This is a genomic window from Pseudothauera rhizosphaerae (assembly GCF_004801305.1).
GTDB classification, from domain to species: Bacteria; Pseudomonadota; Gammaproteobacteria; order Burkholderiales; family Rhodocyclaceae; genus Pseudothauera; species Pseudothauera rhizosphaerae.
In genome coordinates this window covers 21,896-36,625 of record NZ_SSOD01000011.1, presented here as the reverse complement: position 1 = coordinate 36,625, position 14,730 = coordinate 21,896, and the positions used below count along the sequence as shown (strand labels likewise).

Below are 14,730 nucleotides of genomic sequence, written 5' to 3'. Positions count from 1 at the left end.
GGGAGGGAGAAGGCAGCGCCTGCGGCGCGAACACGAGTTCCTGTCCTCCCTCTTGAAGGGGGAGGCACTTGCTAACCAACGCTATTGCGGACATGAGCGACAAACAGACCCAGCATGCCGAGGAGCCGAGAACCCCGCCCCGCCGCCGCTTCCTGCGTGAAGCGGCCGGGGTGGCCGGCGGCGCTGGATTGCTCGCCCTCGGCGTCGGCCTCTACGCCCGCCAGGCGTCCGCGCTGCCGGCGTCCGCGCTGCGCCCGCCGGGCGCGCTGGCGGAGGAGGATTTCCTCGCCGCCTGCGTGCGCTGCGGGCTGTGCGTGCGCGACTGTCCCTACGACACGCTCGAGCTTGCCGAACTGGGCGATGGCATCGCCACCGGCACGCCGTATTTCAACGCCCGCCGCATCCCCTGCGAGATGTGCGAGGACATCCCCTGCGTGGTCGCCTGTCCCACCGGCGCGCTGGACCGCGGGCTCACCGACATCGGGAACGCGCGCATGGGCCTGGCGGTGCTCATCGACCAGGAAACCTGCCTCAACTACCTGGGCCTGCGCTGCGACGTGTGCTACCGGGTGTGCCCGGTGATCGACAAGGCCATCACCCTGGAGCTGTTCCACAATCCGCGCTCCGACCGTCACGCCATGTTCCTGCCCACGGTGCATTCGGACCACTGCACCGGCTGCGGCAAGTGCGAGCAGGCCTGTGTGCTGCCGGGCGAGGCGGCGATCAAGGTGCTGCCGATCGCGCTCGCCAAGGGTTCGACCGCCGAGCACTACCGCAAGGGCTGGGAAGAGCGCGCCGCCCACGGCCGTTCGCTGATCGGCGACCAGGTGGAACTGCCGGTGCGCGGCATGGAAGGCCAGGCCTACGGCGACACCCGCTTGCGCCAGGGCAGCGCGCCGCAGCCCGGTGCCGACGAGCCGGCACCCTATGCGCCGGGCGGGCTCGATTCGGGGTGGAAGCCATGAGCGAGACCTGCGATCCGGTCCTCCATGCCGACCCGGCCGCGCGCGGACGGGCGCTGCGGACCGTGGTCTCCCGCCCCGGCGCCGATGCGGTCAAGGAAAAGGGCTGGCTGCGCGCCCACAAGTGGCTGCTGGCGCGGCGCCTGTCGCAGCTCGGCATCCTGGCCCTGTTCCTCGCCGGGCCGTGGTTCGGCCTGTGGATCGTCAAGGGCAATCTCTCGTCCAGCCTCACCCTGGGCGTGCTGCCGCTCACCGACGTGTTCCTGATCGCCCAATCCTTCGCCGCCGGCCACCTGCCGTACAAGGAAGCGCTGATCGGCGGCGGCATCGTACTGGCCTTCTATCTGCTGGTGGGCGGGCGGGTGTTCTGCTCCTGGGTATGCCCGGTCAACATGGTCACCGACGCCGCGGCCTGGCTGCGCCGCCGCCTGGGGCTGAAGGGCGGCAAGGTGCCCCACGCCCACACGCGCTACTGGCTGCTCGGCTTCGTGCTCGCCGCCGCGGCCATCAGCGGTACGCTGGCCTGGGAGTGGGTGAATCCGGTGTCCATGTTCCACCGCGGGCTGATCTTCGGCTTCGGCCTGGCCTGGGGCATCGTGCTCGGCATCTTCCTGTACGACCTCTTCATCGCCGGACGCGGCTGGTGCGGCCACGTGTGCCCCATGGGCGCGGCCTACGGCCTGCTCGGCTACGGTGCGCTGCCGCGCGTGTCCGCCCGCGGGCGCAGCCGCTGCGACGACTGCATGGACTGCTTCGCGGTGTGTCCCGAACCCCAGGTCATCCGCCCGGCGCTCAAGGCCGTCGGGCAGGACCATCCCCTCATCCTCGACCGCAACTGCACCACCTGCGGCCGCTGCATCGACGTGTGCAGCAAGGACGTGTTTCGCATTACGACCCGATTTGACAGGAGCGAGTCATGAACCCCAAGACCCGTAATTTCGTGTTGTCCCTGGTGGCCGCACTCGGCCTCGGTGCCGCCACCGCCCCCTTGGCCCAGAGCGTGTCCAGCGTGCGCGGGGCGGATGTCGCCGCGCCCGAACCGTCGCCGGGCAACTTCCGCCAGTTGCCGGACAGCCCGCCGATCCCGCGCGACTACGTGCAGCAGCCGCCGCTGATCCCGCACCGGGTGGAGGGCTACGAGGTGTCGCTGAACTTCAACAAGTGCATGGACTGCCACGCCTGGTCGCGCTACCAGGAAGCCGGCGCCACCAAGGTGAGCCTCACTCACTTCAAGGACCGGGACGGCGGCGAGCTGTCGAACGTCTCGCCGCGGCGCTACTTCTGCCTGCAGTGCCACATACCACAGACCGATGCCAGGCCGCTGGTGGAGAACACCTTCCGTCCCGCCACGGGACTGCGCTAAGACGATACGGGGAACGTCATGACTGACGAGAAGAAGAACAGCCTGTGGCAGAAGCTGCGGGCGCTCGGGCTCGGCACCATCGCGGTCGCCTTCGCAGGGGGCATCGTCTTCTGGGGCGGCTTCAACACGGTGATGGAATGGACCAACACCGAGAAGTTCTGCATCTCGTGCCACGAGATGCAGGAGAACGTCTACAAGGAGTACCGCAACACCATCCACTACCAGAACCGTACCGGCGTGCGCGCGATCTGCTCCGACTGCCACGTGCCCAAGGAGTGGATACCCAAGATGATTCGCAAGATCCAGGCCAGCAAGGAGGTCTACGGCAAGGTCATGGGCACCATCGACACGCCGGAGAAGTTCCGCGAACACCGCCTGCGCCTGGCGCAGAACGAGTGGCGGCGGATGAAGGCCAACGACTCGCGCGAGTGCCGCAACTGCCACAGCTACGAGTACTTCGACTACTCGGTGCAGGGCCGCCGCTCCAACCAGTCCCACCAGGCCGGGCTCGCCGAAGGCAAGACCTGCATCGACTGCCACAAGGGCATCGCCCACTCGCTGCCGCCCATCGAGCAGGACATCGGCCTGGAACGCCCGTCCGTCGCCCCCGACGTGTTCCACCCGCCCTCCACGCAGCAGCGCTGAGCAGGCTGCGCCGCGCTTCCCGGGCGGCGCACCGTGCCGCACGTCATTGCACCGGCGGCGCGGCTCATGGTAGAACGGCTCCGGCAGGCCACCTCGATGTGGCCTGCCGGAGCCTTTGCGTCGACGGGCTCCCCATAAAGGAAAACAGAAACGGCCGCTGCGCGGGAAGTGCCGCGAGCCGTTCGCCGGAGACAAAATGCATGTTGTCGGCCTCGCCCGCGCCGGGCGGGGCCATGCCGGACGTCTCCCCAACACCGGGCGGCGCATGGCAGTTGCGCCGCGTTACCGATGGGCCATCGTAACGGGGAGACGCCATGCCTATCGTTCTGTCCACCGACGACATTCCGCCGTCCGAGCGCCTTGCCTACTGGTCCGCCGCGCTCGGCGAACGCCTGGGCTGCACGCACCGGATAGCGTCGCCCGCGGCGCTGTTTTCCGCGCGCATGACGCTGTTGCCGCTCGGTACCCTGAGCGTCGTCGACACGGCCGGCTGTCCCATGTCCTGTACGTGCGCGCCCGAACGGGGCGCGGTGTCGATACTGCTCGACGGCAGCCTGAGTGTCGTCCAGGGCGAGACGCGCTTCGACGTCGGGCCGGGCGGCCTGTTCCTGCTCGATACCGGCATGGAGGCCGAGCTGCGCTTCGGCGCCGATTTCCGCCTGCTCTCGGTGTGGATGTCCGCCGAGCGCATGGCCGAATCCTTCCCCCGGTGGAGGCGGCTGCTTGGCATCACGCTGCCCACCGCCTGCGGGCCGGCGGCGGTGCTGGTCGAACTGCTGGAGAGCATGCTGCGGATGGGACGCACGCTGGCGCCGGTGGAGCGGGCCGGACTCGCCAACGCGCTGGTCGGCATCCTCGGCACCGTGCTCACCACCTTCCACGACGCCGCCGCGCAGTACAAGGCCGGCGCCTCGCGCCTGGAAAGCTATCACGTGCAGCGCGTCAAGGCCTTCGTGCGCGCCCACCTGCACGATGCCGGGCTCAGCATCGGCAGCATCGCCCAGGGGGTCGGCCTGTCGGTCAGCTACATCCACAAGCTGTTCGCGCGCGAGCCGATGCGGCTGATGCAATGGGTCACCGCGGCGCGGCTGGAAGCGTGCCGGCGCGAACTGGCCTGTCATGCGGAAACCCGCCGGCCCATCTACCAGATCGCCGAGGCGTGGGGCTTCGAAGACCAGGCATCCTTCAGCCGCGCCTTCCGCGCGCGCTTCGGCATCACGCCGAAACAGGCGCGCGACGGCCATCCGCCCTGTCTCGACGGGGCGACCGGCAAGGCCCCCGACTGCACCTGCCTAGAAGACTCCAGTGCAAAAAACGGTGAATTTTCTGCAAAAACTTGTTTCCGGTCCGGGTGCTAGACTGAGTCCAGGTTTTTAAGGAAGGATGGCGGCAAGCGCGATCCCCCTGCGGATAGTCAGGCAGAGGCGACGTAGCTGGCCGGCATAGGAGGAGGGGCGCCCGACCCGGATGATCGCGGTGCGCGTGTTTTCTGCAGGCACGCCGCGCGATCGCAAAGTCCGTTTCGGTGCGTTTCCAGGGTGTTACCCCAGGTGGTCTTGCACACGGCTTCTTGCCGTGCGGACGGTGCTGTTCGCGTCTGCGCAGACCGCCTCCCGATGCGGGACAGGAGACCCATGAACCGTTCACGTCACATTCCAGCGACGCGTGCCCTCGCGCACGCCCTCGTCCTGTTCGCCGCGGCCATGCTGCTGTACGGGCCCGCGATGGCGCAAGGCACGTCCGACCCCATTCCCGGGGCCACCTACGTGGGCGAACAGGCCTGCGTCTCCTGTCACCAGGTGGAGGAGCAGCACTTCGGCCATACCACCCATGCGCGGATATTCCGCCAGAATCCGCGCAACGAGAAGGAACGCCAGGTGTGCGAGGCCTGTCATGGCCCCGGTTCGCTGCACGTCGCCGAAGAGGAGCGCGAGCAGCACGCCGACCCGCGCGAACGGCGCGAAGGCGACCGTCCGCCCGGGGACAAGCTGATCATCGGCTTCACCAAGCAGTGGGGCACGCCGATCGACAAGCAGAACGGCCAGTGCCTCTCCTGCCACCAGGGCGGCCAGCGCCTACACTGGCCCGGCTCCATGCACGACCTCAACAAGCTCGCCTGCAGCGACTGCCACAACCCCATGGCGCGTTTCGCCGGCACTGGTCTGCTGAAGAAGCCCAGCATTACCGAAACCTGCCAGAGCTGCCACCAGCAGCAGCGCGCCGAGTTCCGCAAGCGCTCCCACATGCCGGTGCCGGAAGGCAAGATGACCTGCACCGACTGCCACAACCCCCACGGTTCTCCCACCCAGCCGCTGCTGAAGGCCGACACGGTCAACGACGTCTGCTATAGCTGCCACGCCGAGAAGCGCGGTCCGCTGGTCTGGGAGCACGCCCCGGTGCGCGAGAACTGCGCCAACTGCCACAGCCCCCACGGCAGCAACCACGACAAGCTGCTCCTCGTGGCGCGTCCGCACCTGTGCCAGCAGTGCCACGCCAACCCGAACCACCCCGCGGCCTTCTACAACTCCACGCAATTGGCCGGCAACGAAACCGGTCTCAACAGCCGCGTCATGGGGCGCTCCTGCCAGAACTGCCACTCGCAGATCCACGGCAGCAACCACCCCGCTGGCGCCCGCTTCCAGCGTTGAACGGAGGGTAAGGTCATGAAGAAGATCGTTCGTCCGGCCCGCCCCCAAGTGGATCGCGGCCCCCGCGTCAAGACCGTCGCCGTGCTGATCGGCATGGCGCTGGCGCAGTTCCAGTTGTCCGCCCAGGCTGATTCCGGCATCGGCGTCGATGCGATCCTGGGCAACGCCCTCAATGCGGCGCCCATCAACCCCTCCACTCACATGGGCGGACAGGATCCGGACGGCCTCGGCACCTACGTGCCCGCCGCGCGCACGCCGACCGGGCAGATGTATTCCACGCCCAGGCTGCCGGTGTCCGATCCGCGCACCACGGAAGGCGGCTGGCAGTACTTCGGCTTCGTCGAAGCCGGCCTGATCGGCGTCACCGGCGACCGCAAGGCGCACGGCTTCCGGCGCTACAAGGATGTGGACGACGGCCTTTACCTCTCCAGTTTCGGCCTCGACCTGAACAAGCCCACCACGGCCCACTTCTTCGAGGTGGTCGGCGGCGGCGCCTTCCAGGACGACCAGTTCTACGGCGTGCAGTTCGGCCGCTACAACGACTGGCGGGTGCGTGCCTTCTACAACGAGACGCCGCACGTGTTCACCAGCACTTTCCGGCCGCTGTGGAACGGCGTCAATTCCGGCAACCTGACGCTCAAGCCAGGCCTGACGCCGGGCGGCAGCGGCAACACGGCCGACGACAACGCCGCCGTGGCCGCGGTCGCCGCCGCCAACGCCGAAACCGAGATCGGCCTGACGCGCGAGAAGAGCGGCCTGCGCTTCGACATGTATCTCACCGATACGTGGAAGTTCTACGCCAGCTATACGCACGAGAAGCGCGAGGGCGGGCGGCCGTTCGCCGCGGTGTGGGGCACCGGCGGCGGCACCGCGCCGATGGAACTGGTGGAGGGCATCGACTACACCACCCACGACATGACGGCCGGCGTGCATTTCGCCGACGCGCTGACCAACTTCAACTTCTCCGCCTCGGCCTCGCTGTTCCGCAACAACATCGACACGCTGACCTTCGAGACGCCGTACCGGATCGCCGCCGGCACGGTCAACGGCGTGGCCGCGGGCGGCTTCACCCAGGGGCAGTTCGACCTCTACCCGGACAACGACGCCTACAACATCAAGGGCGAGTACGCCCGCCGTTTCCCGGACTTCATGAACAGCCGCTTCACCGCGGTGCTGTCCCTGGGCACGTCGCGCCAGGACGACGACCTGATCCCCTACACGCTGCAGCCGGTGACCATCGCCGGCGTGGCCAACAACAACTGGAATACCACCGACTCCCTGAGCCGCACGTCGGCCGATGCACGCATCGATACCCGGCTGCTCGACCTGGGCTTCGCGCTGAATCCGACCAACGCGCTGAACGTCAAGGCCAAGGCGCGCTACTACGAGACCAGGAACCACACCGACTTCCTGCTCTGCAATCCCAACGCGACCTACGATGGCGGCGACGTCTATACGGCCTATGGCTGCAGCGGTGTGTGGGGGCCGGTGATCAACAACGGCAGCGGTGCCGCTGCCAAGGTGCTGTCCTATACCGCGCCGAACGGCAACACCATCATCCGCAACATCCCGTTCGACCATCGCCGCATCAATCTGGGCCTGTCCGCCGACTGGCGCATCGACCCGGCCCACAGCGTGAATGGCGCCTACGAGCGGGAAATCTACCTGCGCGACCACCGGGAACGCAGCAAGACCTGGGAGGACAAGCTCAAGGTCGGCTACGTCAACCGCGGGCTGGAGAACGCCACGCTGCGCCTGTCCGCCGAGCACGGCAACCGGCGCGGCAGCACCTACCACACCCATCATCCCTACGCCGACTTCTACAGCGGTTACCTGGCGGACATGCCCGATTCCGGCAACGTGCAGAGCTGGGCGGTGCACATGAACTCCGGCCTGCGCAAGTACGACCTCTCGGACCGCCGCCAGACCACCCTCAACGCACGCCTCAACTACCTGGCCCGCGAGGACCTGGACCTGGGCGTGTCGGCGCAGTTCAAGCAAATCCGCTATCCGGATGCGGACTACGGCCGGCGTGACCGCCAGAGCCAGCATGCGCTGAACTTCGACATCGATTGGCAGCCCACGGCCGAGCGCAGCCTGTACGCCTTCTACTCGTGGTCCGGCGGGCGCATGAAGCAGCGTTCGGTGCCCAGCGGCGGCGGCCTCGGCTGCACCATCGGCACGGTGACGCCGATCGGCACCATCACGCCCGAGAATGCCGACGCCATCTGCCAGGACCCCGCCTCCAACGCGCTCTACGTGGCGGAGAACGTGTGGAATGTGGAGCACAAGGACCGCGGCCACACCATCGGCTTCGGCGTGCGGCAGGACTTCGGGGTGCTGCGGCTGGACGTGAATTTCACCCATTCCTATCACGTCACCGAGATCGGCTACACGCTGCCGGCCAACGCCAATGCGGTCACGGTGGAAGGCGCGGGTTCCGGCTTCCCGGACCTCTCCTCGCGCCTGAGTACGCTGGAAGCCAACCTGCTGTTCCCGCTCAACAAGACCACCACGCTGCGGGCGCTGTACCGCCACGAGCGCGGTAATTTCCGCGACTGGCACTACCAGGGCTTCGACACCAGCCCGGTGGCCGTCAATGCACCGGGCACCGCGCTGCCCACGGCGGTCATCCTCGACGCCGGGCCGCAGAAATACCGTACCAACCTGTTCGGCCTGCTGCTGCAGGTCCGGCTGTAGGCCCAACGCCGGTCGGCGCAAACCTACTGGATCATCACCCAACGGCTGTCGGGGAGGCATAGTGAACGGAGACAAATTCAGAAAGATTGCCGCGCTCGCGCTGCTCGGCGCGCTGCCGGCGGCAAGTGCGCTGGCCCAGCCGGTCGGCGACGCGGCGCGGGGCCGGGAACTGGTGGAACAGAACTGCATCGCCTGTCACGGCGTGGACGGCAACGGGCCGGTGCCGAGCTTTCCCAAGGTGGCCGGGCTGCACTACGAGTACACCATCAAGCAACTGCATGAATTCCAGGGCAAGCGGCGCCCCAGCGAGATCATGCAGCCCATTGCGGCGGTCCTGACCGAGCAGCAGGTCCAGGACGTGGCCCTGTACTTCGCCAGCCAGCGGGCGGTCCCGGTGGATACCGTCGATGCCAGTCTGCTGCCCCTGGGGCGCAAGCTGTACGAGGACGGCAATTCGGACAGCGGCGTACCGGCGTGCGCGGGCTGCCATGGCACGGAAGGGCGCGGCAACGCCCGCTTCCCGCGCTTGGCCGGGCAGTTCCAGGAGTACGTGGTCGCGCAGATACAGCAGTTCGCGGAGGGAAAGCGCACCAACGACAAACGCATGATGCAGGTGATCGCCAACCGGCTCACCGCCGAGGAAGTCCAGGCGGTCGCCCACTACATCGCCAGCATGCCCTGAGGACGTATAAGGAAAGAACGACATGAAACGCTTTCTGATCGTTGCACTGACCGGCGCCGTCCTGAGTGGGGCGGCCCTTGCCCAGCAGGGCAAGGCCGGCGATTACGTGTGGAACGCCCCCGACCCGGAGAAAGATCGCGCCCTGGCGCACAAGGCCGATCCGGTCGCCGGCAAGGTGGCCTACGAGGTCTGTCGCGGTTGCCACCGCGCAGACGCCTCCGGGCGCGCCGACGCCATCTATCCCCAACTCGCCGGCCAGCACACCACCGTGCTGATCAAGCAACTGGTGGATGTGCGTGCCGGGCGCCGCCACAACCCGAAAATGGAACCCTTCGTCAGCGCGGAGGTGCTGTCGGCCGAGGACATCGGCAACATCGCCTCCTATCTCGCGCTGCTGCCCACGCCGACCAACAACGGCAAGGGCGACGGCAGCAAGCTCGCCCTCGGCGAGCGCCTGTACCGGGAAAACTGCGTGCGCTGCCACGGCAACTACGGCGAAGGCAGCGCCCAGGCCTTCTACCCGGTGGTCGCCAGTCAGCACTACGAGTACCTGTTCAAGGAACTGCAGATGATCCGCGACGGCGAGCGCCGCAATTCCTACCCCGAGATGGTCCAGGTCATCAAGGGCTATGGCGACGACGAGCTGCGCGCCCTGAGCGACTACATGTCCCGCCTGGTGCTGCCAGCCAATCGCTGACGGGACAGGCGCACAAGGCAATCGCACGAAGGGGCCGGGAGGATTCCCGGCGGTTGCGCCCCCTCTCCCCCAGCCCCTCTCCCGCGAGGGGAGAGGGGAGTCTCGTCCCCGGAACGTCCGTCCGGCCACGGGTTTCCTCCCTCTCCCCTCGCGGGAGAGGGCCGGGGAGAGGGGGCTGCCCCGCAGGAGCGAAGGAAAGCGCGGCGGCGTGCGACTACCCCGGGATGGCGCAGCGCGCCGTGCAAAGCGCGCCCGGTTGTGGTTGAATCCTCCCCCATGCTTCAAGCCACCGATCTCGCCTGTCTGAAGGGCGACCGCCTGCTGTTCCGCGGCCTCGCCCTGACCCTCGGGCCGGGCGAGATGCTGCGCGTGGCCGGACCCAACGGCGTGGGCAAGACCAGCCTGCTGCGCCTGCTCACCGGGCTCACCCAGCCCGAGGCCGGCGAGGTGAGCTGGCACGGCACGGCCCTGCGCCGCAGTCGCGAGGACTTCCACCGCGCGCTGCTCTACCTGGGCCACTCGGCCGCCCTCAACGACCTGCTGACCCCGCTGGAGAACCTGCACTTCGCCTGCGCGGCGGCCGGCGACGCCGATGTGGACGAGGAGGCCTGCATGCAGGCGCTGGTGCGCATCGGACTGGCGCGCCAGCTCGACCTGCCCGCGCGGGTGCTGTCCCAGGGCCAGCGCCGCCGCGTCGGCCTGGCGCGGCTGTTCCTGTCCTTCCACCGTCCGCTGTGGATACTCGACGAACCCTTCACCGCGCTGGACGTGGATGCCGTGGCCGATCTGGCCGCCACCCTCTCCGACCACTGCGCCGCAGGTGGCACCGTGGTGCTCACCACCCACCAGGAGGCGCCCTTCGCGCGCGCGCCGCAGGTGCTGAATCTGGGAGCCTACGCGTGCTGAGCACCTTCCTCGCCATCCTGCGCCGCGACCTGCTGCTGTCCTGGCGCGGCCGCGCCGACCTGCTGGTGACGCTGGCCTTCTTCGTCGTCGTGGTGTGCCTTTTCCCTTTCGGAGTAGGTGCCGAACCCAACCAGTTGCGCGCCATCGCGCCCGGCGTGCTGTGGGTGGCAGCACTGCTCGCCAGCCTGCTCGCGCTGCACCGCCTGTTCGCCCAGGACCACGCCGACGGAACCCTGGAGCAGCTTCTCCTGTCTAGTGAGCCGGCAGTGCTGTGGGTGCTGGCCAAGATCGCCGCGTTCTGGCTCACCACGGGGCTGCCTTTGGTAATAGCCGCCCCAGCGCTGGCACTGCTGTTTGACCTGGAACAAAGCGCCCTCCCGGTGCTCACCCTTAGTCTTGCGCTCGGCACGCCCATCCTCGCCCTGCTCGGGGCGGTGGGCGCGGCGCTGACTCTGGGCGTGCGCGGCGGCGGCATGCTGCTGGCGCTGCTGGTGCTGCCGCTTTACGTGCCGGTGCTGATCTTCGGTGCCGGTGCGGTGGACGCCCACCTGGGCGGAACGGGTGCCAAGGCCCAGTTGCTGCTGCTCGGCGGCGGGCTGGCCGGCGCGCTGGCGCTGGCCCCGTGGGCCTGCGCCAGCGCACTCAGGATAGCGATGGAATGACCAACGAACGATACGCCGGCCCGCCGGCACCCTCCGCATGACGATCTCCACGACGACCCCGGGCCGCGCCGCAGTGCGTCCGCCGCAAGGCTGGCTGCGCTTCGCCGCCCCGCAGCAGTTCTACCCCCTTGCCGGGCAGCTCGCGCCCTGGTTCGCCGCGCTGGCCGCGCTGCTCGCCGCGGCGGGGCTGTACATCGGTTTCTTCGTCGCCCCCACCGATTTCCAGCAGGGCGAGGTGTACCGGGTCATCTTCATCCACGTGCCGGCGGCCTGGATGTCCATGTTCATCTATCTCATCATGGCCTTCTGGTCCGCCGTGGGCCTGGTCATGAACACGCGCCTGTCCTTCATCGTGAGCCAGGCGCTGGCGCCCACCGGGGCCATGTTCTGCTTCGTCGCGTTGTGGACCGGCGCCCTGTGGGGCAAGCCCACCTGGGGTGCCTACTGGGTGTGGGATGCGCGGCTGACCTCGCAACTGCTGCTGCTCTTCCTCTACTTCGGCTTCATTGCGCTCACCCGCGCCATCGAGGACCCGCGCCGGGCCGACCGCGCCGGCGCCGTGCTGGCCCTGGTCGGCGCGGTCAACGTGCCCATCATCTATTTCTCCGTGCAATGGTGGAACACCCTGCACCAGGGCGCTTCGGTCAGCATCGCCAAGGCGCCGTCCATGGCCACCATCATGCTCGTGGGCATGCTGCTGATGGCGCTGGCGGCGTGGATGTATTCCATCGCCGTGGCCCTGTGGCGGGTGCGTGCGCTGATCCTGGAGCGGGAACGCCACACCGAGTGGGTGGGGGCGGTGCTGGAAGCCGAAGCGAAGGCCGCGGGAGGGGTGCGCTGATGGAATGGGAATCCTGGTCCGCGTTCTGGCAGATGGGCGGCGCGGCGCCCTACGTGTGGGGCAGCTATGGCGTCACCCTGGTGCTGGTGGCGCTGGAACTCGTGCTGGTGCTGCGGCGTCGGAAGGACACGGCCGCGCGCCTGCTGCGCTGGCGGCGTGCCGTCGGCAAGGACGTTGGCGGGCCGCAGGCCCGTATGGAGTCGATTGAATGAAAGCCCGTAACAAGCGCCTGCTCCTGGTGGGCGGCGGCGTCGCCCTGCTGGTGGCCGCGGTGGCCCTGGTGCTGTCCGCCTTCCAGCAGAACCTGGTGTTCTTCCATACCCCCAGCGAGGTGGTGGCCGGCAAGGCCCCGGTGGGGCGCACCTTCCGCATCGGCGGCATGGTGGAAGCCGGCTCCATCAAGCGCGAGGCCGACGGCCTCACGGTGAACTTCGCCATCACCGACACCGCCAAGGTCATCCCGGTGAGCTACCGCGGCACGCTGCCCGACCTGTTCCAGGAAGGCAAGGGCGCCGTGGTGCAGGGCACGCTGGGGCCGGACGGGCGCTTCGTCGCCTCCGAGGTGCTCGCCAAGCACGACGAGAACTACATGCCGGTCGAGGCCCAGTACGCCCTCGACCAGGCCCACGAAGCCGCGCGCACGGTGCAGCAATGATCGCCGAACTGGGTCACTTCGCCCTCGTATTGGCGCTGGTGCTGGCCGCCGTGCAGGCGGTGGTGCCGCTCGTCGGCGCGGCGCGCAACCGCTACGCGCTGATGGCCGTCGGCCGCCCGGCGGCGCAGGCGCAACTGGTGTTCCTGCTGGTTGCCTACGCCTGTCTGACCTGGGCCTTCGTCACCAGCGACTTCTCGGTGCGCCTGGCGGCGGCCAACTCCCATACCGACACCCCGCTGATGTACAAGATCACCGGCGTGTGGGGCAACCACGAAGGTTCGATGCTGCTGTGGGCCACTTCCCTGTCCCTGTGGACCGTGGCGGTCACCATCTTCAGCCGCAACCTGCCGGAAGCCTTCATGGCCCGCGTGCTGGGCGTCATGGGCGCGATCAGCACCGGCTTCGTCGCCTTCACGCTGTTCACCTCCAACCCCTTCACCCGCCTGCTGCCCGCGGCCGAGCAGGGCCGCGACCTGAACCCGCTGCTGCAGGACCCGGGCATGATCATCCACCCGCCGCTGCTCTACATGGGCTACGTGGGTTTCTCGGTGGCCTTCGCCTTCGCCATCGCCGCGCTGCTCACCGGCCGGCTGGACGCGGCCTGGGCGCGCTGGTCGCGGCCGTGGACCACGGTGGCCTGGGTCTTCCTCACCGCCGGCATCGCCGTCGGCTCGGGCTGGGCCTACTACGAACTGGGCTGGGGCGGCTGGTGGTTCTGGGACCCGGTGGAAAACGCCTCCTTCATGCCCTGGCTGGTGGGCACGGCGCTGATCCATTCGCTGGCGGTCACCGAAAAGCGCGGCGCCTTCCGCAACTGGACCGTGCTGCTGGCCATCGGCGCGTTTTCGCTGTCGCTGCTCGGTACCTTCCTCGTGCGTTCCGGGGTCATCACCTCGGTACATGCCTTCGCCACCGATCCGGCGCGGGGCCTCTTCATCCTTGCGCTGCTGGTGCTGGTGATCGGCGTCTCGCTGACGCTGTTCGCCTGGCGCGCGCCCAGGCTCACCGGCGGCGGCAGCTTCGCGCTGGTGTCGCGGGAATCCTCGCTGCTGGCCAACAACGTGCTGCTGCCCGTCGTGACCGGCGCGGTGCTGCTCGGCACCATGTACCCCCTGTTCATGGACGCGCTGGACCTGGGCAAGATCTCCGTCGGACCGCCGTACTTCGAGGCGGTGTTCGTGCCGCTGATGGTGCCGGTGGTGGTGCTGATGATGATCGGCCCCTTCGTGCGCTGGAAGGGCGACGACGGCGCGCGCCTCGTGCGCCGGCTGGCCCCGGCCGCGGTGGCCAGCGTGCTGCTCGCCGTGGCCGTGGCGGCGGCGGTCGGCCACTTCACCTGGCGCACCGTGCTGGGCCTGGTGCTGGCCGCCTGGGTGCTGATCGCCAGTGCGAAACTGCTGTGGGCGCGGCTGGCGGAACGTCCCGGCGCGGCCGCCGCCGCCCGCCTGCGCGGCATTCCGTCGGCCTGGTGGGGGATGTGGCTGGCGCACCTGGGCGTGGGCGTGTTCATCATCGGCGTGACCATGGTCGGCAGCCTGGATTCTTCCCTGGACGTGAAGATGCGCGAAGGCCAGGTCGCCCGCCTGGCCGGCTACACCTTCACCTTCCGCGGCGTGCAGACCCAGCCGCGCGCCAACTACATGGCCGCGCGCGCCACCATCGAGCTGGCGCGCGGCGAGCGGACCATCGCCACGCTGAATCCGGAAAAGCGCCTCTACACCGCCCAGGGCATGCCCATGACCGAGGCCGCCCTCGACATCGGCCCCTTCCGCGACGTGTACGTGGCCCTCGGCGAGCAGGTGGACGACGGCAGTTGGATCGTCAGCCTGCACCACAAACCCTTCATAAGCTGGATCTGGCTGGGCTGCACGCTGATGGGCCTGGGCGGCATCCTCGCCGCCGCCGACCGGCGCTACCGCCGCCTGGCCGAACGCAGCGCGCCGGCCGGCGCGCGCCAGACTGCCTGAGC

Annotated in this window: 15 protein-coding genes; all 15 read left to right on the top strand. The window is 68.6% G+C overall.

The window, feature by feature from the left end; genetic code table 11:
• Positions 1-92: 92 nt before the first annotated feature.
• Positions 93-965, top strand: a complete 873-nt coding sequence (napG, locus tag E6O51_RS13985) for a ferredoxin-type protein NapG (RefSeq protein WP_136385617.1) — start codon at positions 93-95, stop codon at positions 963-965.
• A complete protein-coding gene (napH, locus tag E6O51_RS13980; RefSeq protein ID WP_136385616.1) occupies positions 962-1,882 on the top strand; it encodes a quinol dehydrogenase ferredoxin subunit NapH in 921 nt (306 codons plus the stop codon). Before napG ends, napH begins: the two co-directional genes overlap by 4 nt.
• Positions 1,879-2,325, top strand: a complete 447-nt coding sequence (locus E6O51_RS13975) for a nitrate reductase cytochrome c-type subunit (RefSeq protein ID WP_136385615.1) — start codon at positions 1,879-1,881, stop codon at positions 2,323-2,325. The genes napH and E6O51_RS13975 overlap by 4 nt, the downstream gene beginning before the upstream one ends.
• An 18-nt stretch (positions 2,326-2,343) precedes the next feature.
• Entirely contained in the window at positions 2,344-2,970 is a 627-nt protein-coding gene (locus E6O51_RS13970) for a NapC/NirT family cytochrome c (RefSeq protein ID WP_136385614.1), read from the top strand.
• Positions 2,971-3,284: 314 nt separating this feature from the next.
• A complete protein-coding gene (locus E6O51_RS13965) occupies positions 3,285-4,328 on the top strand; it encodes a helix-turn-helix domain-containing protein (RefSeq protein WP_136385613.1) in 1,044 nt (347 codons plus the stop codon).
• 276 nt (positions 4,329-4,604) lie between these two features.
• A complete protein-coding gene (locus E6O51_RS13960; RefSeq protein WP_136385612.1) occupies positions 4,605-5,618 on the top strand; it encodes a DmsE family decaheme c-type cytochrome in 1,014 nt (337 codons plus the stop codon).
• Positions 5,619-5,633: 15 nt separating this feature from the next.
• The gene (locus E6O51_RS13955) at positions 5,634-8,318 is read left to right on the top strand and encodes an MtrB/PioB family decaheme-associated outer membrane protein (RefSeq protein ID WP_136385611.1); all 2,685 of its coding nucleotides are present in this window, start codon (positions 5,634-5,636) and stop codon (positions 8,316-8,318) included.
• A gap of 61 nt (positions 8,319-8,379) precedes the next feature.
• Entirely contained in the window at positions 8,380-9,000 is a 621-nt protein-coding gene (locus tag E6O51_RS13950; protein WP_230976797.1) for a c-type cytochrome, read from the top strand.
• Between the two features lie 22 nt (positions 9,001-9,022).
• Entirely contained in the window at positions 9,023-9,697 is a 675-nt protein-coding gene (locus tag E6O51_RS13945) for a c-type cytochrome (RefSeq protein ID WP_136385609.1), read from the top strand.
• Between the two features lie 276 nt (positions 9,698-9,973).
• Entirely contained in the window at positions 9,974-10,603 is a 630-nt protein-coding gene (gene ccmA / locus E6O51_RS13940) for a cytochrome c biogenesis heme-transporting ATPase CcmA (protein WP_136385608.1), read from the top strand.
• Complete coding sequence (ccmB, locus tag E6O51_RS13935) at positions 10,597-11,265, top strand: heme exporter protein CcmB (protein ID WP_136385607.1); 669 nt, start codon at positions 10,597-10,599, stop codon at positions 11,263-11,265. The genes ccmA and ccmB overlap by 7 nt, the downstream gene beginning before the upstream one ends.
• Before the next feature lie 37 nt (positions 11,266-11,302).
• A complete protein-coding gene (ccmC, locus tag E6O51_RS13930) occupies positions 11,303-12,106 on the top strand; it encodes a heme ABC transporter permease CcmC (RefSeq protein ID WP_136385606.1) in 804 nt (267 codons plus the stop codon).
• On the top strand, positions 12,106-12,318 hold the full coding sequence (gene ccmD, locus E6O51_RS13925; protein WP_136385605.1) for a heme exporter protein CcmD: 213 nt from the start codon (positions 12,106-12,108) through the stop codon (positions 12,316-12,318). The genes ccmC and ccmD overlap by 1 nt, the downstream gene beginning before the upstream one ends.
• Positions 12,315-12,761 (top strand): cytochrome c maturation protein CcmE, encoded by a 447-nt coding sequence (gene ccmE / locus E6O51_RS13920; RefSeq protein WP_136385604.1) that lies wholly within the window; start codon positions 12,315-12,317, stop codon positions 12,759-12,761. The genes ccmD and ccmE overlap by 4 nt, the downstream gene beginning before the upstream one ends.
• Entirely contained in the window at positions 12,758-14,728 is a 1,971-nt protein-coding gene (locus tag E6O51_RS13915) for a heme lyase CcmF/NrfE family subunit (protein ID WP_136385603.1), read from the top strand. Before ccmE ends, E6O51_RS13915 begins: the two co-directional genes overlap by 4 nt.
• Positions 14,729-14,730 lie beyond the last annotated feature (2 nt).

Excerpts from the sequence above, each read along its gene's own strand:
- E6O51_RS13970 (WP_136385614.1), top strand. The coding sequence starts at position 2,344 with ATGACTGACGAGAAGAAGAACAGCCTGTGGCAGAAGCTGCGGGCGCTC.
- ccmD (WP_136385605.1), top strand. The coding sequence starts at position 12,106 with ATGGAATGGGAATCCTGGTCCGCGTTCTGGCAGATGGGCGGCGCGGCG.
- ccmE (WP_136385604.1), top strand. The coding sequence starts at position 12,315 with ATGAAAGCCCGTAACAAGCGCCTGCTCCTGGTGGGCGGCGGCGTCGCC.
- ccmA (WP_136385608.1), top strand. The coding sequence starts at position 9,974 with ATGCTTCAAGCCACCGATCTCGCCTGTCTGAAGGGCGACCGCCTGCTG.
- napH (WP_136385616.1), top strand. The coding sequence starts at position 962 with ATGAGCGAGACCTGCGATCCGGTCCTCCATGCCGACCCGGCCGCGCGC.
- E6O51_RS13945 (WP_136385609.1), top strand. The coding sequence starts at position 9,023 with ATGAAACGCTTTCTGATCGTTGCACTGACCGGCGCCGTCCTGAGTGGG.
- E6O51_RS13915 (WP_136385603.1), top strand. The coding sequence starts at position 12,758 with ATGATCGCCGAACTGGGTCACTTCGCCCTCGTATTGGCGCTGGTGCTG.
- napG (WP_136385617.1), top strand. The coding sequence starts at position 93 with ATGAGCGACAAACAGACCCAGCATGCCGAGGAGCCGAGAACCCCGCCC.
- E6O51_RS13960 (WP_136385612.1), top strand. The coding sequence starts at position 4,605 with ATGAACCGTTCACGTCACATTCCAGCGACGCGTGCCCTCGCGCACGCC.
- E6O51_RS13955 (WP_136385611.1), top strand. The coding sequence starts at position 5,634 with ATGAAGAAGATCGTTCGTCCGGCCCGCCCCCAAGTGGATCGCGGCCCC.
- ccmC (WP_136385606.1), top strand. The coding sequence starts at position 11,303 with ATGACGATCTCCACGACGACCCCGGGCCGCGCCGCAGTGCGTCCGCCG.
- E6O51_RS13975 (WP_136385615.1), top strand. The coding sequence starts at position 1,879 with ATGAACCCCAAGACCCGTAATTTCGTGTTGTCCCTGGTGGCCGCACTC.
- E6O51_RS13965 (WP_136385613.1), top strand. The coding sequence starts at position 3,285 with ATGCCTATCGTTCTGTCCACCGACGACATTCCGCCGTCCGAGCGCCTT.